The 21,742-nt window shown below is 58.0% G+C and carries 18 protein-coding genes; 12 read left to right on the top strand and 6 right to left on the bottom strand.

Annotated features, from left to right (window positions below):
* Nucleotides 1-155: 155 nt before the first annotated feature.
* The 6 genes from glnA to ntrC all read left to right on the top strand — a co-directional run bounded on the left by glnA (nucleotide 156) and on the right by ntrC (nucleotide 6,170).
* The gene (gene glnA, locus JL015_RS14335; RefSeq protein ID WP_201003928.1) at nucleotides 156-1,562 is read left to right on the top strand and encodes a glutamate--ammonia ligase; all 1,407 of its coding nucleotides are present in this window, start codon (nucleotides 156-158) and stop codon (nucleotides 1,560-1,562) included.
* A gap of 171 nt (nucleotides 1,563-1,733) precedes the next feature.
* Nucleotides 1,734-2,156, top strand: coding sequence for a cupin domain-containing protein (locus JL015_RS14340; protein ID WP_201018900.1), 423 nt, complete (start codon nucleotides 1,734-1,736; stop codon nucleotides 2,154-2,156).
* Nucleotides 2,157-2,190: 34 nt separating this feature from the next.
* Entirely contained in the window at nucleotides 2,191-2,718 is a 528-nt protein-coding gene (locus JL015_RS14345) for a DUF4124 domain-containing protein (protein WP_201018901.1), read from the top strand.
* Nucleotides 2,702-3,346 (top strand): DUF4124 domain-containing protein, encoded by a 645-nt coding sequence (locus tag JL015_RS14350; protein WP_236250213.1) that lies wholly within the window; start codon nucleotides 2,702-2,704, stop codon nucleotides 3,344-3,346. The genes JL015_RS14345 and JL015_RS14350 overlap by 17 nt, the downstream gene beginning before the upstream one ends.
* Before the next feature lie 305 nt (nucleotides 3,347-3,651).
* Nucleotides 3,652-4,737 (top strand): nitrogen regulation protein NR(II), encoded by a 1,086-nt coding sequence (gene glnL, locus JL015_RS14355; protein WP_201003932.1) that lies wholly within the window; start codon nucleotides 3,652-3,654, stop codon nucleotides 4,735-4,737.
* Entirely contained in the window at nucleotides 4,734-6,170 is a 1,437-nt protein-coding gene (ntrC, locus tag JL015_RS14360) for a nitrogen regulation protein NR(I) (protein WP_201003934.1), read from the top strand. Before glnL ends, ntrC begins: the two co-directional genes overlap by 4 nt.
* 62 nt (nucleotides 6,171-6,232) lie before the next feature.
* Here the strand turns inward: ntrC and mgrA are convergent, their stop codons facing one another.
* From mgrA to JL015_RS14380, 4 genes are all read right to left on the bottom strand, one after another.
* On the bottom strand, nucleotides 6,233-7,270 hold the full coding sequence (gene mgrA, locus JL015_RS14365; protein ID WP_201018902.1) for an L-glyceraldehyde 3-phosphate reductase: 1,038 nt from the start codon (nucleotides 7,268-7,270) through the stop codon (nucleotides 6,233-6,235).
* 67 nt (nucleotides 7,271-7,337) lie between these two features.
* Nucleotides 7,338-8,282 carry a sulfonate ABC transporter substrate-binding protein gene (locus tag JL015_RS14370; RefSeq protein WP_201018903.1) on the bottom strand — a complete coding sequence of 315 codons (945 nt, stop codon included), beginning with the start codon at nucleotides 8,280-8,282 and terminating at the stop codon, nucleotides 7,338-7,340.
* Nucleotides 8,283-8,435: 153 nt separating this feature from the next.
* On the bottom strand, nucleotides 8,436-9,764 hold the full coding sequence (locus tag JL015_RS14375; protein WP_201018904.1) for an LLM class flavin-dependent oxidoreductase: 1,329 nt from the start codon (nucleotides 9,762-9,764) through the stop codon (nucleotides 8,436-8,438).
* Nucleotides 9,765-9,809: 45 nt separating this feature from the next.
* A complete protein-coding gene (locus JL015_RS14380) occupies nucleotides 9,810-12,077 on the bottom strand; it encodes a TonB-dependent receptor (RefSeq protein WP_201018905.1) in 2,268 nt (755 codons plus the stop codon).
* Between the two features lie 216 nt (nucleotides 12,078-12,293).
* Between JL015_RS14380 and JL015_RS14385 the strand changes: the two genes are divergently transcribed.
* Nucleotides 12,294-13,340 (top strand): LacI family DNA-binding transcriptional regulator, encoded by a 1,047-nt coding sequence (locus JL015_RS14385; RefSeq protein WP_201003944.1) that lies wholly within the window; start codon nucleotides 12,294-12,296, stop codon nucleotides 13,338-13,340.
* 141 nt (nucleotides 13,341-13,481) lie between these two features.
* On the opposite strand, the gene betT is transcribed toward JL015_RS14385, so the two are convergent.
* Both betT and epsC read right to left on the bottom strand, forming a co-directional pair.
* Nucleotides 13,482-15,440 carry a choline transporter BetT gene (betT, locus tag JL015_RS14390; protein ID WP_236124185.1) on the bottom strand — a complete coding sequence of 653 codons (1,959 nt, stop codon included), beginning with the start codon at nucleotides 15,438-15,440 and terminating at the stop codon, nucleotides 13,482-13,484.
* A 326-nt stretch (nucleotides 15,441-15,766) separates the two neighbouring features.
* Nucleotides 15,767-16,720 (bottom strand): serine O-acetyltransferase EpsC, encoded by a 954-nt coding sequence (epsC, locus tag JL015_RS14395; RefSeq protein ID WP_201018907.1) that lies wholly within the window; start codon nucleotides 16,718-16,720, stop codon nucleotides 15,767-15,769.
* A gap of 197 nt (nucleotides 16,721-16,917) precedes the next feature.
* Between epsC and JL015_RS14400 the strand changes: the two genes are divergently transcribed.
* The 5 genes from JL015_RS14400 to JL015_RS14420 all read left to right on the top strand — a co-directional run bounded on the left by JL015_RS14400 (nucleotide 16,918) and on the right by JL015_RS14420 (nucleotide 21,578).
* The gene (locus tag JL015_RS14400; RefSeq protein ID WP_201018908.1) at nucleotides 16,918-17,916 is read left to right on the top strand and encodes a D-cysteine desulfhydrase; all 999 of its coding nucleotides are present in this window, start codon (nucleotides 16,918-16,920) and stop codon (nucleotides 17,914-17,916) included.
* Nucleotides 17,917-18,065: 149 nt separating this feature from the next.
* On the top strand, nucleotides 18,066-18,863 hold the full coding sequence (gene tcyJ, locus JL015_RS14405; RefSeq protein ID WP_201018909.1) for a cystine ABC transporter substrate-binding protein: 798 nt from the start codon (nucleotides 18,066-18,068) through the stop codon (nucleotides 18,861-18,863).
* Nucleotides 18,860-19,528: a cystine ABC transporter permease gene (gene tcyL, locus JL015_RS14410; protein WP_201018910.1), complete on the top strand. Its 669-nt coding sequence runs from the start codon at nucleotides 18,860-18,862 to the stop codon at nucleotides 19,526-19,528. Before tcyJ ends, tcyL begins: the two co-directional genes overlap by 4 nt.
* 3 nt (nucleotides 19,529-19,531) lie before the next feature.
* On the top strand, nucleotides 19,532-20,275 hold the full coding sequence (tcyN, locus tag JL015_RS14415; RefSeq protein WP_201018911.1) for an L-cystine ABC transporter ATP-binding protein TcyN: 744 nt from the start codon (nucleotides 19,532-19,534) through the stop codon (nucleotides 20,273-20,275).
* Nucleotides 20,276-20,852: 577 nt separating this feature from the next.
* Nucleotides 20,853-21,578 (top strand): hypothetical protein, encoded by a 726-nt coding sequence (locus JL015_RS14420; protein WP_201018912.1) that lies wholly within the window; start codon nucleotides 20,853-20,855, stop codon nucleotides 21,576-21,578.
* The last annotated feature ends 164 nt before the right edge of the window (nucleotides 21,579-21,742 follow it).

The following is a 21,742-nucleotide window of genomic DNA, read 5'->3' on the forward strand; positions in this document are numbered from 1 at the left end:
AAAGGCTCTGTTTGGGGCGAAAAACCCAACTCGGGGCACTGGCATGCAAATTGCTCCCTTGTGAGGCAGGTTGCCTTGGCAGAGTATCTGCGCCGGCATCACCCAAATTTAAGGGGCCATAACCATAACCAGGCCCTAGCCACCCGGAGGACACCATGTCGAAGTCGGTTCAACTCATCAAAGATCATGACGTTAAATGGATTGATCTGCGCTTCACTGACACCAAAGGCAAGCAGCAACACGTCACGATGCCTGCTCGCGACGCGCTGGACGACGACTTCTTCGAAGTCGGCAAGATGTTCGACGGTTCCTCCATCGAAGGCTGGAAAGGCATCGAAGCTTCCGACATGATCCTGCTGCCGGACGACGACTCCGCCGTGCTGGACCCGTTCACCGAAGAGCCGACCCTGATCCTGGTCTGCGACATCATCGAACCTTCGACCATGCAAGGCTACGATCGCGACCCACGCGCCATCGCTCACCGTGCAGAGGAATACCTGAAGACTACCGGTATCGGTGACACCGTATTCGTCGGTCCGGAGCCTGAGTTCTTCATCTTCGACTCGGTCAAATACAAGTCCGACATCTCCGGCTCCATGTTCAAGATCTTCTCCGAGCAAGGCTCGTGGATGACTGACCAGGACGTGGAAGGCGGCAACAAAGGCCACCGTCCAGGTATCAAAGGCGGCTACTTCCCGGTTCCACCGGTCGACCACGACCACGAAATCCGCACCGCAATGTGCAACGCTCTGGAAGAAATGGGCCAGATCGTCGAAGTTCACCACCACGAAGTGGCAACTGCCGGCCAGAACGAAATCGGTGTCAAGTTCAACACCCTGGTGAAGAAAGCTGACGAAGTTCAAACCCTGAAATACGTTGTTCACAACGTAGCCGATGCCTATGGCCGCACTGCGACCTTCATGCCGAAGCCTCTGTACGGCGACAACGGTTCGGGCATGCACGTTCACCTGTCCATCGCCAAAGATGGCAAGAACACCTTCGCTGGCGAAGGCTATGCCGGCCTGTCCGACACCGCTCTGTACTTCATCGGCGGTATCATCAAGCACGGTAAGGCTCTGAACGGCTTCACCAACCCGTCGACCAACTCCTACAAGCGTCTGGTCCCAGGTTTCGAAGCTCCGGTAATGCTGGCCTACTCGGCTCGCAACCGTTCCGCTTCGATCCGTATTCCTTACGTCTCCAGCCCACGCGGCCGTCGTATCGAAGCCCGCTTCCCGGATCCAGCAGCCAACCCGTACCTGGCATTCGCTGCACTGTTGATGGCTGGCCTGGACGGCATCCAGAACAAGATCCACCCTGGCGATGCAGCTGACAAGAACCTGTATGACCTGCCGCCTGAAGAGGCGAAAGAGATCCCACAAGTTTGCGGCAGCCTGAAAGAAGCCCTGGAAGAGCTGGACAAAGGTCGTGCGTTCCTGACCAAAGGCGGCGTTTTCAGCGACGACTTCATCGACGCTTACATCGACCTGAAAAGCGAAGAAGAAATCAAGGTACGTACTTTCGTACACCCACTGGAATACGAGCTGTACTACAGCTGCTAATCCAGTTGCGCCAGCATTGATGGCGTAAATGAGGCCTCCTTCGGGAGGCCTTTTTCATGCCCGCGCTTTTTTTACTGACATGTAGTAAATACTTAGCACCTTGCTGCCCGAGCTTTTTGGAATCCTTGCGTTTCGCCTTGAAATCTATCAATCGCAAAACCGGGGGTCTCCATGAACATCAAAATCCTGCTGGTCGTCGCCAGCTTGTTATTGGGCAACATGGCTTTCGCTGACAAAAGCATGCAGGGCACAAACCAACCCACATCCCGGACATTGCTCGAAGCCACCCAGTCATGGGACGGAACGCTCTATAAGGCTTATCCCGAGGGCCAGCCGGAACTGAGCATTCTCAAAATCACCATCCCGGCGAACAGCACGCTGAAATGGCACCAGCACCCCGTTCCAAACGCAGCCTATGTCCTTTCCGGCGAACTCACGGTCGAAGCAAAGGAGGGAGGCAAGTCCATTCATATCAAAGCAGGTGACACCCTGGCCGAAATGGTGGATATCATTCACCGTGGCAAGACCGGCAATACACCGGTCGAACTCGTTGTGTTCTATGCTGGAGCCGCTGGAACACCGTTATCCCGGTAAAACGGCCATGCCTCGTATTGTCACTGGAGCCTTCATGCGTCTTTGCCTTGTCTGCCTGTTGCTGATGATCAGTTGGCCCGCCGCTGCGCAGATCTACAAATACACCGACGCCAATGGCAATACGGCCTACAGCAATCAGCCGCCGGATGGCACCAAGGCCGAGGCCGTCGTACTGCCACCACTCAACAGCGTCGATACGTTACCGGCACCCAGAAATCCCGCTCCCGCCCAGCAAGAGCGGCAGGCCTCGCAGCAACCCGCAGTCGCCTACCAGACCCTTGAACTCACCGACCTGCCGACGGACGAAGCGTTGCGCGCCAATAACGGCACCTTCACGATTGGCGTGCAGATTCAGCCACGCCTGCAATCCGGCCACAGGCTCCAGTTACTGGTGGACGGCAATCCTTACGGCACACCCACCAATATCCCACGCCTTCAAGTGGTGAATATCGACCGGGGCGAACACAGCTTTGCTGTAGTGGTGCTGGACTCTCAGCGCATCATCCAGCAAAGCCCGACACAGACCCTCACCGTGCAGCGCGTCCATGTCAACGGGCCTTGAAATGCGCCTGATTCATGGCCTGCTGATGTCCCTGCTACTGCTGACAACCCTGCCAGCAACGGCTGACGTCTATACCTACATCGACGCCAATGGCAATCGGGTGTTTACCGATCAGCCACACAAGAACGCCAAGCGCGTAGAGATCCCGCCCAGCAACAACATGACGGGCACGCCTCCCGCACCCACCCGGCAGGCAACGCCTGCAAAACCCAAGGCCAGGGCGATGTTTCGCTATCAACTGCTGCGGGTTCTGGTACCCGAACCTGACGGGACAGTGCGCAGCACAAGTGGCGATGCGATCGTGACCGTCACCAGCGAACCGGCCCTGCAACCCGGCCATAACTATCGACTGCTCCTGGATGGGCAACCTGTAGGCCAGCCCGGACGCAGCCCGGTCTTTGCGCTGAGCAATATCGACCGGGGCACGCATCAGTTGTCGGTCGAGATCTTCGACGAGTTTGGCCGCGTACTTGAAAAGACGCCCAACCAGCCCTTCCACATGCTGCGTATCTCGCTGGCACAAAAACGTGCCGCCAACCCCTGCAAGCTCAATGAGTACGGCGTACGTCCCGAATGTCCGCTCAAGGACAAGCCCAAAGAAGAAAACAGCATCCTGCCTTTTTTCTAGACCGGAAAAAGCATCTCGCCAACAAAGCACCTTAATGGTGCATCATGCTATCTGCTACGCATCAAGACAGCCCATTCTGGTTCAGAAATAGCCATCAGGCGGCGCTTTATGCGAGCACAGATCCCAAAAAAGCCCGATTTTGCGAATTAAAACGCTTCTTTTCGGAGCCTTGGTTTGGTTCTTGCAACTTCGCTGATACAGCACCCCATTAAGCACCCGTATCAGTGGCTTTGCTGATGCTGACCAGAACGGCTCAGCCCTGCACCTCCGCGATTGCAATGTGCCAAAAGAGGTCAACAAGATTCATGACTATCAGCGACGCGCTGCACCGTCTGTTACTGGACAACCTGACCACTGCCACCATTCTGCTCAATGCCGATCTGCGCCTTGAGTACATGAACCCGGCAGCTGAAATGCTGCTGGCCATCAGTGGTCAGCGCAGCCATGGGCAATTCATCAGCGAGCTGTTCACCGAGTCCGCCGAAGCACTGAGTTCGCTTCGTCAGGCTGTGGAGCAGGCTCATCCTTTCACCAAACGTGAAGCCATGCTTACCGCACTGACCGGCCAGACCCTGACCGTCGACTATGCGGTGACGCCTATTCTCAACAAGGGCGAAACCCTGTTGCTGCTTGAGGTTCATCCACGTGATCGCCTGCTGCGCATCACCAAGGAAGAAGCCCAGTTGTCCAAGCAGGAAACCACCAAGATGCTGGTGCGTGGCCTGGCTCACGAAATAAAGAACCCCCTCGGCGGGATTCGCGGTGCCGCTCAGTTGCTGTCCCGAGAGCTGCCTGAAGAAAGCCTCAAGGACTACACCAACGTCATCATCGAGGAAGCCGATCGCCTGCGCAATCTGGTGGACCGGATGTTGGGGTCCAACAAGCTGCCTTCACTGGCCATGACCAATGTTCATGAGGTGCTTGAGCGGGTCTGCAGCCTGGTCGAGGCAGAAAGTCAGGGATGCATCACCTTGGTGCGCGACTATGATCCAAGTATCCCCGACGTCCTGATAGACCGTGAACAAATGATCCAGGCTGTGCTCAATATCGTGCGTAACGCGATGCAGGCCATCAGCGGCCAGAACGAGCTGCGCCTGGGACGAATCACCTTGCGTACTCGCGCCATGCGTCAGTTCACCATCGGGCACATTCGCCATCGTCTGGTGAGCAAGATCGAAATCATCGACAACGGCCCCGGTATTCCGGCCGAGCTTCAGGAAACCATTTTCTACCCCATGGTCAGTGGCCGCCCGGATGGTACGGGACTCGGTCTTGCCATTACCCAGAACATCATTAGCCAGCACCAGGGCCTGATCGAATGTGAGAGCCATACTGGCCACACCACTTTCTCGATATTCCTGCCGCTGGAACAAGGAGCCGCTTCGACATGAGCCGTAGTGAAACTGTCTGGATCGTAGATGACGATCGTTCCATCCGCTGGGTACTGGAAAAGGCCCTGCAACAGGAAGGCATGACCACACAAAGCTTCGATAGCGCGGATGGGGTGATGAGTCGCCTGGCCCGTCAGCAACCGGACGTGATCATTTCCGATATCCGCATGCCGGGTGCCAGTGGCCTCGATCTGCTGGCGCGCATTCGCGAGCAGCATCCGCGCCTGCCGGTCATCATCATGACCGCCCATTCGGACCTGGACAGCGCCGTAGCGTCGTATCAGGGCGGTGCTTTCGAGTACCTGCCCAAACCTTTCGACGTCGATGAAGCTGTCTCGCTGGTCAAGCGCGCCAACCAGCACGCCCAGGAACAGCAAGGCCTGGACGTTGCCCCTGCCCTGACCCGCACCCCGGAAATCATTGGTGAAGCGCCAGCGATGCAGGAAGTGTTTCGCGCCATCGGGCGTTTGAGCCACTCCAACATCACCGTGCTGATCAACGGCGAATCGGGTACCGGTAAAGAGCTGGTCGCCCACGCCCTGCACCGCCACAGCCCGCGCTCGGCTTCGCCGTTCATTGCACTGAACATGGCAGCGATTCCAAAGGATCTGATGGAGTCGGAGCTGTTTGGCCACGAAAAAGGCGCCTTTACCGGCGCGGCCAACCTGCGGCGCGGCCGCTTCGAGCAGGCCGATGGCGGCACGCTGTTCCTAGATGAAATCGGTGACATGCCAGCCGATACTCAGACGCGCCTGCTGCGCGTACTGGCTGACGGCGAGTTCTATCGGGTCGGCGGTCATACGCCGGTCAAGGTCGATGTGCGCATCATTGCCGCAACTCACCAGAACCTCGAAACACTGGTGCAGGCCGGCAAGTTCCGTGAAGACTTGTTCCACCGCCTGAACGTGATCCGTATCCACATTCCACGCATGTCGGACCGTCGCGAAGACATCCCGACCCTGGCCAAGCACTTCCTGAGCCGCGCTGCGCAGGAACTGGCGGTAGAGCCCAAGCTGCTCAAGGCCGAGACCGAGGAATATCTCAAGCATCTGCCATGGCCGGGCAACGTCCGCCAACTGGAAAACACTTGCCGCTGGATCACGGTCATGGCTTCAGGCCGTGAAGTGCATATCAGCGACCTGCCGCCCGAACTGCTCAGCCTGCCACAAGACGCCGCGCCAGTGACCAACTGGGAACAGGCATTGCGTCAGTGGGCCGATCAGGCACTGTCTCGCGGCCAGTCCAGCCTGCTGGACAGCGCCGTACCGACCTTCGAGCGCATCATGATCGAAACCGCGCTCAAGCACACAGCCGGTCGCCGTCGCGACGCCGCCGTGCTGCTGGGCTGGGGCCGCAACACCTTGACCCGCAAGATCAAGGAGCTGGGCATGAAGGTCGATGGCGGGGATGACGATGAAGGGGATGAGGGTTAAACCCCCACTCCCCCCCATTCATGATGTGATCTGCAGGAGCGAATGAATTCGCTCCTACGCAGTTATTGGGCCAGCGAAGGCTTGGCCCAGAGGTTGATCCCGCCTTCCACGGCAAAACGATCGATCTCGGCCAGTTCCTCACTGCTGAACTCAAGGTTCTTCAACGCGCCGACGTTCTCGATGATCTGCTCCGGACGGCTGGCACCAATCAGGGCAGAGGTCACACGCGGATCACGCAGCGTCCAGGCCAGAGCCATCTGCGCCAGGCTTTGACCACGACGCTTGGCAATCTCGTTGAGCGCCCGCACATGGGCGATGTTTTCTTCGGACAAATGCGAAGCCTGCAACGAACCGCCACCCGGGCGATTGACCCGAGCGTCCTGCGGCACACCATTCAGATACTTGTCCGACAGCAACCCCTGAGCCAGAGCGGTAAAGGCAATCACGCCAGTGCCCAGCTCTTCGGTTGCATCGAGCAGATCTTTCTCGACCCAGCGATTGAGCAGGTTGTAAGCCGGTTGATGGATCAACAACGGTACCTTCCACTCTTTCAGCAGCGCGGCAATTTCGCGGGTTTTCGAGCCTGAGTAGGAAGAAATACCGATGTACAACGCCTTGCCCTGCTGCACGGCAGTGGCCAGTGCGCCAGCGGTTTCCTCCAGCGGAGTATCAGGGTCGAAGCGATGGGAATAGAAGATATCCACATAGTCGAGGCCCAGGCGTTGCAGGCTCTGGTCGAGGCTGGCCAGCACGTACTTGCGTGACCCGCCACCCTGCCCGTAAGGCCCAGGCCACATGTCCCAGCCTGCCTTGGTGGAGATGATCAGTTCATCGCGGTACTGCTTGAAGTCTTCGCGCAGCAAACGGCCAAAATTGACTTCGGCACTGCCATAGGGCGGGCCGTAGTTGTTGGCCAGATCGAAATGGTTGATGCCCAGGTCGAATGCCGTGCGCAGCATGGCGCGCTGGGTTTCGATGGGCGTGGTGTCACCGAAGTTGTGCCAAAGACCAAGCGAGAGAGCCGGCAACACTAGCCCACTGCGGCCGGTACGGCGATAAGGCATGTCGTTATAGCGGTTTTCGGCAGCGATATAGGTCATTGAGTCCTCTCTTGTAAGGTGGTTTCGGATGGCCTTCGCGTGAATGAATTCGTTCGTGAGAGCGAATTCATTCGCGAACGCCTCCCTTCAATACAGCCTGCTGTACATCGACCCGTTTGGGCACCAGTCGGTTCTCGTAGAACAGATCGGCGGTGGCCTGTTGGGCGCGGATGATTTCAGGCGTGATCGGCAGGCTGGGTGATTCTGGACGATGGTCGATGTACTGACCGATCACCGCTTCAGGCAAGCCCATGCTGCGCGACAGTATCTGGATACTCTCGGCACGCTGGCTACGGGTCAGTGCGTCAGCGGCGCTCAGTTCGTTCAATACCTGCTGAACGAAATCGCCGTTGCTCTCGGCATAGGCTCGACGAGCCGTGTAGATCGGACCGGACAACCCAAGCCCTTCGCCATTGGCCAGCACACGGCTGTGCCCTTCATTGATGGCGATGGAGTAATAGGGGTCCCAGATGGCCCAGGCATCGACGCTGCCGTTTTCAAACGCGGCACGGGCATCGGCCGGGGTCAGGTAGATCGGCTGGATATCCTTGAAGCTCAGACCGGCCTTGTTCAAGGCACGCAACACCAGATTGTGGGCGCTGGAGCCTTTCTGCAACGCGACCTTGCGGCCTTTCAGGTCAGTCACGCCTTTGAGCGGGCTGTCGTTGCGCACCAGTATGGTTTCAGCTTGCGGCTTGGCCGGCTCGGCGCCGATGTACACCAGATCGGCACCTGCCACCTGAGCGAAGATCGGCGGGATATCACCGGTCGAAGCGATATCCAGACTGCCGATATTCAAGGCCTCAAGCATCTGCGGCCCAGCTGGAAACTCGATCCACTTGATCTGGGTATTGGCGAAGCGCTTTTCCAGCAAGCCGTGTTCCTTGGCCAGTACCAGTGTGATGGAGCCCTTCTGATAGCCGATGCGCAGGGCGTCCGGCTCTTTGGCAATCGCGGTGTTGAACACCCCGCACAAGGTCAGGACGGCGGCGATGAAGGCCAGTGGTTTCATGGGAATTTTCCTTGTGAATAGGATTGCACTGCAAAACCATCGCAGGAGCGAATCGGGCGGCGCTCCGCTCATTCGCGAGAGGCCGCTACATCCGCAGAAGATCTGTCGCCTTCAATGGCGTCTCGCGGATGAACCCGCTCCTACAGTCGTCAGTTACTCAAACCGGTTCGATGGTCTTTGCAGCCCGAGGTTTTCACGCAGGGTCGAACCTTCGTATTCGGTGCGGAACAATCCGCGGCGTTGCAGCTCAGGCACCAGCAGGCGGGCCACATCTTCCAGACCGCCCGGCAGATGCGGTACCAGCACGTTGAAGCCGTCCGCAGCACCTTGCTCGAACCAGGTCTGTAGCTCATCGGCGATCTGCGCTGGTGTGCCGATCAGGCTGTAATGCCCTCGGCCACCGGCGATGCGACGTCCCAGTTGCGCAAGGTTCAGGTTTTCCTTCTCGGCCAGATCGGTCAGCAGCTTTTGCCGACTGCGCTGGCCGCTGTCGGTCAATGGCAGTTCCGGCAACGGTCCATCAAGCGGATAGCCCGACAGATCGAAGTTGCCCAGCATGCGGCCCAGCAACGCCACACCCACATGAGGGTCGACCAGATCCTGGAACGACTCGAATTTAGCCTGAGCCTCAGCCTCGGTTTCAGCCACCACGATAAACACGCCAGGCATGATTTTCAGCGACTCGGCACTGCGCCCGTATGCCTTCAGTCGCCCCTTGATATCGGCGTAGAACGCCTGGGCATCGGCCAGTGAAGTCTGGGCCGTGAAGACCACTTCAGCCGTTTGCGCCGCCAGATCACGCCCGACCTCCGAAGAACCCGCCTGCACCACGACAGGCTGGCCTTGCGGAGAGCGCGCCACATTCAGCGGGCCTTTGACATTGAAGTGTTCGCCGTGATGGTCGAGCACATGCAGCTTGGCGGGGTCGTAATATTCCCCGCTGGCCTTGTCGCGGATAAAAGCGTCGTCCGCCCAGCTGTCCCAGAGCCCGGTCACTACCTGATGAAACTCGCGGGCACGACTATAGCGCTCGGCGTGTCCCACATGCTCTTCACGGCCGAAGTTCTGAGCTTCGGCGGCGGCATCGGAAGTCACCAGATTCCAGCCAGCCCGCCCGCCGGACAGATGATCCAGCGAGGCGAACTTGCGGGCGACATGGTAAGGCTCGTTATAGGTCGTGGTCGCCGTTGCAATCAGGCCGATGTTATCGGTCACTGCGCTCAGGGCCGACAGCAGCGTCAGCGGCTCGAAATGATCGGAGCGCGCCATGTGACTGGCGATATCTCCGGTCGCGGCCGCCACACTGTCAGCCACAAACAATGCGTCGAACCGCGCATCTTCCGCCACCCTGGCCAGATGCTTGTAGTGCTTGATATCAAGCCCTGCATTGGCCGGAACATCCGGGTGACGCCAAGCCGCCACATGATGCCCGGTGGCCATTAGAAACGCGCCTAACTTCAACTGACGAGCGGACTCGCTCATAACCAACTCCTTACCGATTCATTGAGGGTTGTTGCACGCAACGGCTCAAAAATCCTTACGCAACTGCACACCGAAATAACGCTCGTCATCACGTGGTACTGCACGGTAGATGTAGTTACCGCCAGTGGCCAGTAGTGGCGAGTAAGACTTGTCAGCCAGGTTCTTGCCCAGCAACGCTACACGCCAGCCTGCGTTGTAATCCGCCAGGGCAACGCTCGCATTCCAGATGCCGTAAGCGCCTTGTTTGGTGTCGGCGTTCTGGCTGATGTCGTACTGCACTTCGCTCTGCCAGCTGTAATCGGTACCCAGCTCGATGTCCAGGCCGTTATCCAGCGGGATGGTGTAGTCGGCACGAACGTAGCTTTTCCAGTCAGGGCTGTATGGCAGAGTCTTGCCATCGACGTTGCAGGACGCCGCCGCACCGGCCGGGCATGCGAAGCTGTCGATACGCGCCTTGGTGTAAGCCACCGCACCGGAGATTTTCAGGTTGGCCGTGGCCTGCAAGGCGTAGTCGAGTTCGACACCTTCAGTGCTGACACTGCCAGCGTTGATCAGGCGCGTTACCACCTGCCCGGCCACGCTATCGAAGAAGTTCGCCTGATAGTTGTCGTACTCGCTGCGGAATACCGCCAGGTTGGTGGTCAGGCGATTGTTCCAGCTGGTGGCCTTGATACCGACTTCCCAGGTGTTGGAAGTTTCCGGTTTGAGCGCATCGGTATCACGCGGCTGCATGTTGAAGAACACGTTATAAGCCGGGCCTTTGTAGCCACGCGAGTAAGTGACATAAGTGGTCACCGCATCGCTGAGATCGTATTGCAGACCCAGACGACCGGACTTGCCATCTTCATCCACGGTGCCCGAGCTGCTGGTCGCCGGCTGGATGCCGCTGACCGTAGTGGCCGAGGTGGATACACGACGGTGGTCATATTCCAGCTTGTCGTGGGTCCAGCGCAGGCCGGCGATCGCACGGAAATCAGGCGTGAAGTTGAAGGTGGTTTCACCAAATACCGAGTAGCTTTCACTGGTAGTGCTGTAGTCGGCGATGCCACGGTCCTGGGTCGTTGGCGTGATCAAGGTGCGCTGATAGGTTTCATCGCTCTTGCCATGCATGTAGAACAGGCCGCCGACATACTCCAGGAACTCACCTTTCGGCGAAGCCAGGCGCAGTTCCTGAGAATACTGGTTGTACTCCAGCTGGCCCTTGTCTTCGGTGCCGGGGAATGCAGCGGTGATGGTGCCGAGACGGTCGCCATCCTGATACTGGGTGTTGTCCCAGCCGCGCCAGGCGGTGATGGAGGTCAGGGTGTAGTCGCCCAGCTTCCAGTCCAGTTGGCCGGACAAGCCTTTGTTGATGTCATCGACATGGCTGCGGTAATCGCTGTTCACATCGCGGTTGTCGCTGTCGGCCCGCACAGGCGACAAGGCACTGCTGAACGCTGGCGTCAGCGACTTGCTGACCACGCCGTTGGGCGCATCGTCATGAGCCTCCATGTAGTCGGCGGTCAGGGTGAACTTGATGTCGTCATTCGGGGTGAACTCCAGCTTGCCCCGTGCGCCCTTACGGTTATAGCCGTTGACTTCCTGACCGTTGAGCTTGTTGTCGACGTTGCCGTCGTAGCTGCCGAACAGGGTAGTGATCGAGCCCTTGAGGGTCTGCGGAATCAGGCTGCCGCCGATACCGAAGCGCGTGCGGCTTTCGTTACCGCTGAAATAGGACTGATCGATATAGCCATGTGTCTCTTCGGTCGGAGCCTTGGTGACCACGTTGAGCACACCGGCCGAAGCGTTCTTGCCGAACAACGTACCCTGAGGGCCGCGCAGGACTTCGATGCGCTCCAGATCCAGCAGGTCCAGGGTTGCCTGGCCGGGACGACCGAGCACGACACCGTCGATGACCGTCGCAACGGTCGGCTCGACGCCCGGCGATGTGGAGATAGTGCCCACACCACGGATGAACAGCGAGGTGTCCTTGTTGGAAGCGCCGGTGCGGAAGTTCAGGGTCGGGATCTGCTGCGCGATGCTGGAAACACCATTGCGGTTGTCGCGCTCCAGTTGCTCGCCTTCAACCACGGAAACCGCGACAGGCACCTTCTGCAACGACTCTTCGCGGCGCGTGGCGGTAACGGTGACCGCTTTGAGCGTGGGCGCCTCGGCGTTCTGCGTGGCTTCGGTTTCGGCCATCGCCGGAGCCAGCGGCAAAGCCGCCAGGCCCATCAGCAGCATGCCGCAACGACGTCCGCGCGCCGTGTTGGCCTGGCCGACGGCTTGCGCCAGAAGGTTGTGTTTGACGCTATCCCCAAGTGTTGTGTGCATCTGCGTGCCTGCCTGATATGTGCCCTGGTCGGTCAGTGTTCAAGCACTGACGTCTGAAATTGCTGGCTAACCGGGTTCGGGCATTCGCGGTGGCGAGTAGCAGACAAACCAGTTTGTTAGCGCTAACATCGCCAGTATCAGTAACCGACACATAGATCGTCAAATACTGAAAAATTACCTTTATATTCTTTTTTCTTTTATACGAAGTGACTGCACATGGCTGACGAGATTCCTGCGACACGCAAACGCCGAGGCGCAGGCCGCGTGACCATCACTGGCGTGGCAAAGCAGGCAGGCGTTTCGGCCATTACCGTGTCGCGTTATTTCAACCAGCCGGATCAGGTTTCCCCCGAACTGCGCGAACGCATCGCCGCAGCGGTCAATCAACTGGGCTATGTACCCAATCTGGTGGCAGGAGGTCTGGCATCGGCGCGCAGCCGGGTCGTGGCTATGGTGATCCCCAACATTTCCGGCCCGATCTTCGCCAACACCATTCAGGGCTTCAGCGATACCTTGAGCAAGCACGGTTTCCAGTTGCTGCTGGCCTCCAGCTACTTCTCCACCGAACAGGAAGAAAGCGCGGTGCGGGCATTTCTGGGCTGGTCACCGGCAGCGCTGGTGCTGACCAGCCGCTTTCACAGTGCTGCCACAGAGAAAATGATCGAGCAGGCGGATATCCCGGTGATCGAAACCTGGGACCACCAACCTGGTCGCAGCCCGATCCAGATCGGGTTCTCGCATTACGAAGTGGGCGTCACCGCTACACGTTATCTGCATGACAAGGGCTACCGACGAATCGCCTTCGTGCAGAACAGCATGGCAGGTGACTTCAGTGCTCTGGAACGTCGTGACGGCTACATCGCCACCCTGGAAACATTCGGCCTGAAACCCACAGTCTTCGTCCCGGATGAAGGGCTGGCACCCTTCGAGGCAGGCAAACAGGCGATGGATGCGCTCATGAGCCGCGCAACCAGGCCCGACGCCATCTTCTTCGCCAACGACAACCTGGCCGCCGGTGGACTGCTCGCCAGCCAGCGCGCAGGCCTGCAAATACCGAAGGACTGCGCGGTCATGGGCTTTGGCGACTACGCCTTCGCACAAATGATGATGCCCAGCCTCAGCACCATCAAACCACCCGCCCTGGAAATCGGCGTCCTGGCTGCACAGCGCGTACTGGAAAGCCTGGGCGTACTGCCGCTGGAAGGGGAAATACAAAGGCTGAACCTGCTCGATTGCAGCCTGATTGAGCGGGAAAGTACGTGAGAATGTAGCTGCAAGTTATAAGCCGCAAGCTGCAAGCTACAAGCTACAAGCTACAAGCTACAAGCTACAAGCTACAAGCTACAAGCTACAAGCTACAAGCTTTTGACTTGAGGCTTAAAGCTTGCAGCTTGCAACTTGCCCCTACCTCACCAAATGCAAAAACTGCATATGCCGTTCGTACTGGTCCAGTATGTCGTTGATGACCTGTTCCTTGGTGTAGCCCACCAGATCGTAGTCCTGGCTGCCTTCGCTCAAGTGGACTTCGGCTCGGTAGTAACGACGGTTGTTCAGTTGTTTCGAACCCATGCCGCCGCGGGCGAATGACGGGGTGAAGAAGCCTTTCATCTGCACCTGGTAAATGAACGGTCGTTCTTCGCCGTGGCCGATTTCCAGGCTGACGGAGTCGTTGGATGGATCGGGTTGAGTATCGACACTCAGGCCTTTCTCAACGAACACCGCAGTCACTTCTTCAATCGCAGGGCGCACGGTCTGGTCGAGGAAGCGATAGACCTCGTCACGCGATGGATAGTGCACGGCCTGGCTAAGGCGTTGTCGCCAGCCTCCACGTCGCGCACCGGAAGCCGGAGCCAGCGAGTAGGTCTGGGCGATCTGGCGCTGGCTCTCCATGAAGAACGCCTTGTGCAGCCCCCACATCATCAGCAGCAGAATCAGCGAGAACGGCAGCGAGGTCAGCACGACGGCGGACTTCAGCGCATCGATGCTGCCGGAGAACAGCAACCCGCTGGTAATCACCGCTGTCGCCACACCCCAGAACACACGCAGCCATTTCGGACCGTCTTCGTCCGGGCCGCCGCCCTTGGCCGACAGGGTAGACAGCACTACAGTGCCCGAGTCCGCCGAGGTGACGAAGAAGACGAAGCTGATGAACACCGTCACTGCAATGACAGTCTTGCTCCATGGATAGGTTTCCAGCAGCAGGTACAGGGTCATCGACGGATCATCGATGGCTGACTGTCCCAGCGCAGTCATGCCGTGGTTGAGCACTTGCTCGATGGCGCTGTTACCGAATATCGACATCCAGGCGAGGGTGAAACCCAGCGGGATCAGCAGCACGCCAAAGACGAATTCGCGAATGGTCCGGCCACGGGAAATACGCGCAATGAACAGGCCTACGAAAGGCGCCCATGCAATCCACCAGGCCCAATAGAAAACCGTCCAGCCGCCCAGCCAGCCATTGGCGTCGCTACTGTAGGCATAGACATCGAAACTCTTGGTCGGTAGCGCGCCCAGATAGTCGCCGATGTTCTGCACCAGCGTGTTGAGCAGATGTTGAGTCGGGCCGGCGAACAAGACGAACAGCAGCAGTGCGCAGGCGAGCAGCATGTTGATGTCGGACATGACTCGCACGCCCTTGTCGACGCCCGAGACGGCTACCAGAATTGCAGCGCCCATCATCAACGTGATCAACCCGACCTGAATCCATTGGGTATGGGACACGCCGAACAGGTAATCCAGCCCCGAGTTCAGGTGAAGCACGCCGAATCCCATATCGGCGCCAAGACCAAAGATGGTCGCGATGATGCCAAAACCATCGACGGCATAACCGATAGGGCCGTTGATACGCTTGCCGATCAGCGGATACAACGCCGAGCGCAAGGCCAGCGGCAGGTTGTGCCGATAGGCGAAGTAGGCCAGTGCCATGCCGACAAAGGCAAATACGCCCCAGCCATGCAAGCCCCAGTGCAGGAACAGCAACTGCATGGCCTGACGCGCAGATTCAGTGGTTCCGCCCTCGCCCTGCGGCGGTTGCAGCATGTGGGTCAGGGGCTCGGAGACACAGAAGAAGAACAGCGTGATGCTGATCCCGGCGGCAAACAACATGCCCGCCCATGACAGATAGCTGAACTCGGGCTCGTCGTGGTCGGCACCGAGCTTGATCTTGCCGTAGCCAGACAAGGCGGTGACCACCACGAAGACCAGATACAGCGTCATGGCCAGCATGTAGTACCAGCCGACCGTATTGGCCGCCCAGTTCTGCGCTGCCAATAACCATTCGCCGCTGGCTTGCGGGAAAGCAATTACGGTGACGCCAAAGATCAGGATGACACTCGCGGCAAAGTAGAACACCGGAGCATTCATGCGGACCTGGCCGCTGGATGGGGAAACGGACGTACTCATGAACTGCACGCCTCTGCTTCAAGACAAAAAGCGCCATAAAAAGAGGGGAACACGGGAAGGACTCCTGGTATGAGCGGGCAGAAAACTACCTGCAAAAAACAAATCGCATACAGGGGAATGCGGGCTCAGACCGGGATATGACGCACGATGGCGCAGGATCGTTCCCTACGCCAAGGAGCAACAGTGGCAAGTGGCAAGTGGCAAGTGGCAAGCGGCAAGCCACAAGCCACAAGCCACAAGCCACAAGCTTGAAGCTTGAAGCTTGAAGCTTGAAACTACCAACTCTCTTACTTCTGAGTTCCGTCGTCCTGTTGCAGCAGGTTGGCCTGGGTCAGGTTGCAACCGGCCGGGACGCTGCGGGTCAGCCAGACGTTGCCGCCGATGGTCGAACCCTTGCCGATGGTGATACGCCCCAGAATGGTCGCACCGGCATAGATCACCACGTCGTCTTCGACGATCGGGTGACGTGCATGGCCTTTCTGCAGCTGGCCATCTTCGTCTGCCGGGAAACGCTTGGCGCCCAATGTCACCGCCTGATAGATCCTGACCCGCTCCCCGATAATGGCCGTTTCGCCAATCACCACGCCCGTGCCATGGTCGATAAAGAAGCTCGGCCCGATCTGTGCGCCAGGGTGAATGTCGATGCCGGTGGAGGAATGGGCGATTTCCGAACTGATACGCGCCAACAGAGGCAGGCCGGCACGATACAGGTGATGCGCCAGCCGGTGATGGATCACCGCAAGAATGCCCGGATAGCACAACAGAACCTCATCGACACTGCGCGCAGCCGGATCGCCATGATAGGCAGCCAGCACGTCGGTATCGAGCAGCAGGCGAATGGCTGGCAAGGCCGTGGCGAAATCCTGGATCAGTTCCAGCGCCCGTTCGTCGATCCCCTGAGTCTCGCCGCCCTGTTGATGCGCCACGTAACGCAACTCCAGCCGAGCCTGGGCCAACAGCGCATTGAGCGCCACATCCAGGGTATGACCGACGTAGAAATCCTCGCTTTCTTCGCGCAGATCCACCGGTCCCAGACGCATGGGAAACAAGGCACCGCTCAAGGCTTCGAGAATCTCGCCCATGGCCGCCCGGGAAGGCAGCTCCCGACCACCATGTTCACCGCTCACCCGCCTGTTGCGAGTACGCCAGTCTTCTCGCGCTGTGCGCAACTGGCTGACGATCCGCTGCAACTGCCAATGGCTGGAGCGGCCTGGGGCAGGTGCTTCTGGAATATCGCTCACGCTGAACTCTCCTTGATTCAAAGAAGGCAACCCGATGATGGTGGCCACTGCGGCCTCCACTCTACGGCAAACATTTGTGCGGAAAAAATAACAATTTGCGTAGGGCTTTAACCCCCTTGTCATAAAACATCGTGGGTTGCCGTGCAGGAAACCTCTGCATATAGTCCGATAACTCCCTTCTCGGCTTATCTACCACGATGATCAAAAAACAGCTGGCACGTTTCAATCGCCTTGACCTGATCGGCGCTCCCACCCCGCTGGAAAAGCTTGAGCGCCTGTCGACCTGGGCGGGCCGTGATATCTATATCAAGCGCGATGACACCACGACCCTTGCGCTGGGCGGCAACAAGGTACGCAAACTGGAATATCTGGCGGCCGACGCACTGGCTCAGGGTGCCGACACACTGATCACAGCCGGCGCAATCCAGTCCAACCATGTGCGCCAGACCGCAGCACTGGCCGCTCGTCTCGGGCTGGGTTGCGTTGCGCTGCTGGAAAACCCCATCGGCACTGAAGACACCAACTACCTGCACAACGGCAATCGCCTGCTGCTGGATCTGTTCGACGCCAAAGTCGAACTGGTGGAAAACCTCGATAACGCCGATGAGCAACTGCAAGCCCTGGCCGCCCGCCTGCGCACCAGTGGCAAGAAGCCTTACCTCGTACCGATTGGCGGCTCCAGTGCTGTAGGCGCACTGGGCTATGTGCGTGCCGGGCTGGAACTGGCCGAGCAGATCAAGCAGACCGGCCTTGATTTCGCCGCCGTGGTACTGGCCTCCGGCAGCGCTGGCACCCACAGCGGTCTGGCCCTGGCGCTGGCTGAGCAGTTGCCCGAACTGCCCGTGATTGGCGTCACCGTTTCCCGTAGCGAAGAAGCCCAGCTCCCCAAGGTCCAAGGCCTGGCCGAACGTACCGCCGAGTTGCTTGATGTCGCACTCCCCCCCGCCTTCAAGGTGCAACTGTGGGACGAATACTTCGGCCCGCGCTATGGTGAACCTAACGCAGGCACGCTCTCGGCAATCAAACTGGTGGCCAGCCACGAGGGGCTGCTGCTTGATCCGGTCTACACCGGCAAGGCCATGGCGGGCCTGCTCGATGGCATCGGGCGTCAGCGCTTCAATGACGGTCCGCTGATCTTCCTGCACACCGGTGGTGCGCCAGCGTTGTTTGCTTATCCGGGTGTGTTCAGCAGCTAATGAAGCGGCGCTGACGCATATACCGAAAGAAAAACTGAAGATGCTTTTTAGTTCTTTTTGTTTATAAGCAACTCGATTTATATTCGCGACCGCCACACGCTGTCGCCAGGTCTGACTTGCCTGACATCTCATACAAACAAGGGGCTCGCATGAACATTTCCGCTATTCGTCGCACGTTTCTCTTCTCGGCTCTGAGCCTGGTGCTCGGCACCGGTATTGCGGGGCAAGCCATGGCAGGTGAACAACTGCAAAAGATCAAGGACAGCGGTACCCTCAATGTGGGTCTGGAAGGCACTTATCCGCCGTTCAGCTTCGTGGACGAAAACGGCAAGCTGACCGGCTTCGAGGTCGAATTGTCCGAGGCTCTGGCCAAGGAGCTTGGCGTCAAGGCCAAGGTGCAACCGACCAAATGGGACGGCATCCTCGCCGCTCTGGAGTCCAAGCGTCTGGATCTGGTGATCAACCAGGTCACCATTTCCGACGAGCGCAAGAAGAAGTACGACTTCTCCCAGCCCTACACCATCTCCGGTCTTCAGGCGCTGACCCAGAAGAAAAACGAAGACACTATCAAGACCCCTCAGGATCTGGCGGGCAAGAAAGTCGGTGTCGGTCTGGGCACCAACTATGAGCAGTGGATCAAGACCAATGTCCCGACTGCCATCGTCAAGACCTACGACGATGATCCGACCAAGTTCCAGGACCTGCGCGTAGGCCGTATCGACGCCATTCTGGTCGACCGTCTGGCGGCTCTGGAAATTGCAGCCAAGACCAAGGATGCCTTTGGTGTCGCGGGTGCTCCGTTCTCCCGCCAGGAATCCGGTATTGCCCTGCGCAAGGGCGAGCCTGAATTGCTGGACGCCATCAACAAGGCACTCGACAAGCTGCGTGCCGACGGCACTCTGGGCAAACTGTCGCAAAAGTACTTCAACGCTGACGTGACCAAATGATCGAAGAGGGTCTGAAACTCGTAGCAGACTCTGCGCCCTTTCTGCTCAAGGGCGCGTACTACACGGTCATTCTCAGTCTTGGCGGGATGTTTTTCGGATTGCTGCTGGGCTTCGGCCTGGCACTGATGCGCCTGTCGCGTTTCAAGCTGGTGAGCTGGACGGCACGTATCTACGTGTCGTTCTTCCGTGGCACACCGCTGCTCGTGCAATTGTTCGTGATCTATTACGGCCTGCCTCAACTGGGAATCGAACTGGACCCGCTGCCTGCAGCACTGATCGGTTTCTCGTTGAACATGGCTGCCTACGCCTGTGAAATCCTGCGCGCTGCCATCGGTGCCGTAGAACGCGGGCAGTGGGAAGCGGCGGCCAGTATCGGCATGACCCGCTGGCAGACCATGCGTCGGGCGATCCTTCCGCAAGCAGCACGTACTGCCCTGCCACCGCTGGGCAACAGTTTCATTTCTCTGGTCAAGGACACGGCCCTGGCCGCTACGATTCAGGTGCCGGAGTTGTTCCGTCAGGCACAACTGATCACCGCCCGAACCTTTGAAATCTTCACCATGTACCTTGCCGCCGCGCTGATCTACTGGGTCCTTGCATCGCTGCTCGCGCACCTGCAAAACCGTCTCGAAGCGAGGGTCAATCGGCATGATCTGGAGTCTTGAAGCATGATCGTGGTTGAAAACCTCACCAAGGAGTTCAAGGGCCAGCAAGTGCTCAAGGGCATCGACCTGCGCATTGAAGCCGGGGAAGTCGTGGCAATCATCGGCCCCAGCGGCTCGGGGAAAACCACGTTGCTGCGCTGCCTGAATCTGCTTGAAACACCCACCAGCGGGACGATCAAGGTAGGTGACATCCAGATTGATAGCAGTCGCACCTTGAGCCAGCAACAGAACCTGATCCGCCAGTTGCGCCAGCAGGTCGGGTTTGTGTTCCAGAACTTCAACCTCTTCCCCCATCGAACGGCGCTTGAAAATGTCATCGAAGGCCCGGTGGTGGTCAAGAAGGTTGACCGGGAAAAGGCCATTGCTCTGGCCCGGCAGCTGCTGGCCAAGGTCGGGCTGTCGGGCAAGGAAGATGCCTATCCGCGTCGTCTGTCCGGTGGGCAGCAGCAACGGGTCGCGATTGCCAGGGCATTGGCAATGGAACCCCAGGTCATCCTCTTCGACGAACCCACCTCTGCGCTGGACCCGGAGCTGGTCGGCGAAGTGCTGACGGCCATTCGGGCACTGGCCGAAGAAAACCGCACCATGGTTATCGTCACCCACGAGATGAGCTTTGCGCGGGATGTCGCCAACCGGGTGATCTTCATCGACAAGGGCGTGATCGTTGAACAAGGAGAAGCCAAGGCCTTGTTCGCCAACCCGAAGGAAGAACGGACAAGGCAGTTTCTGGAACGAACCAGGGCCTGATCCTGAAAGCAGCCCACCACACAAGCAGCGTCCCGATGGCGCTGCTTTTGCTGACATTACATTTCCACACGAATTGATCGATCAACATCCCTGGCAGGTGAACGCCTCAAAGCCAGGAAAAATATCGAATTGATTTCTTGAACCCTCCCCGCCTCACGATCAGCCCTTCATCCTGCCCCGACACGCACAAATCTCCCTCCTGCGCCTGCTCATCAGGTAGTTGTTGTTCATGTAACGAACATTACAGGGCACATCTTTGTAGTAGGACGTTAGTTTGTTTAAAAGTAAACAGCCTCGGTATATCGATGTAGGAATTATCTATTTTTTCAAAAGCTCCTCATCGCCCTCCATTCGCATATTGACACTCGCACACAAAACCCATTAGCTCACTCCAAATAACAGATATGGCATCACTGCAAGTTTCAAGTACGGTCTTACAACACCTTGCAATGTTTGCCACAGCTCCAAACTTCAAGGTACTTATCAACTCATACTTTCAGACCATGCGACCACAGAAAAACCGCACAGGCGATAACAACCCGTTACTGGCACTTCTGTTAACCAAGAGTATTCGGACATGAGCCACACCTATTGCAACCCCGCTTCCTCGAAGCTTTCACCCCCCTTCATTCCCCAGGCCAGCCGTCACGGCATCGGGGTGCGGATAGCGTCTCATTTGATGGTTCATATTCATCCCTATAACGATATGGATGAAGGTGACCTGATCGAACTGTTCTGGGATGGCTGCTACGTCGCGTCGAAAATCCTTACGGCCTCCGACATCGATCAGAACATCGCCCTGCGTGTACCGGAAAGCTTTCTGCAAAACGGCAAGGCACGTACCTATTACAAGATGATGAAAGTGGGCGGGGCTCCTGTCACCTCGCCCACCCGCAAGATATGGGTCAAGCTGGATGCACCTGGCGGTCAGTTGCTGGACCCCATCGAGGAAGAAAACCAGGGGCTGGCTCCGTTGTCCCTGCCACCTTCGGTCGTACGTCGCGGCTTGAGCAGCAGGCACATGAACAGCGGACTACCGATCACGATCGAGCCCTACCTGAACATGGCTCCCCATGACGAAATCACCCTGCGCTGGGGTGACCTGCGCATGGATCTGCCACCTCTGACTCTCGAAGACATTGGGGAGCCCATCGATCTGGTCGTACCTGCAACATTGATACGCGAAGCAGGCTGCGAAAAACTGGAGGCTACTTATTGTGTCATTGACCGTGTAGGAAACAACTCGCTTTGGGCACCACCACGCGAAATAAAAATCCGGACTTCAGGTGAACTTGTCCGGTGATGTTGAATAACGCCTATCTTACTGTACGCCAGCCTTACATGATTCGGACTCTGATCATGGACCGCTGGCGTCTTTCACATACACTCTATTTTCTGAAAGAGTGCTGAATGATGAAAACCTGTTCATCCACTCATTACAAAAACACATATAAATACATACAGCTA

Origin of the sequence: Pseudomonas cichorii (assembly GCF_015471405.1) — a bacterium.
In the GTDB taxonomy this organism is placed as follows: Bacteria; Pseudomonadota; Gammaproteobacteria; order Pseudomonadales; family Pseudomonadaceae; genus Aquipseudomonas; species Aquipseudomonas serbiensis.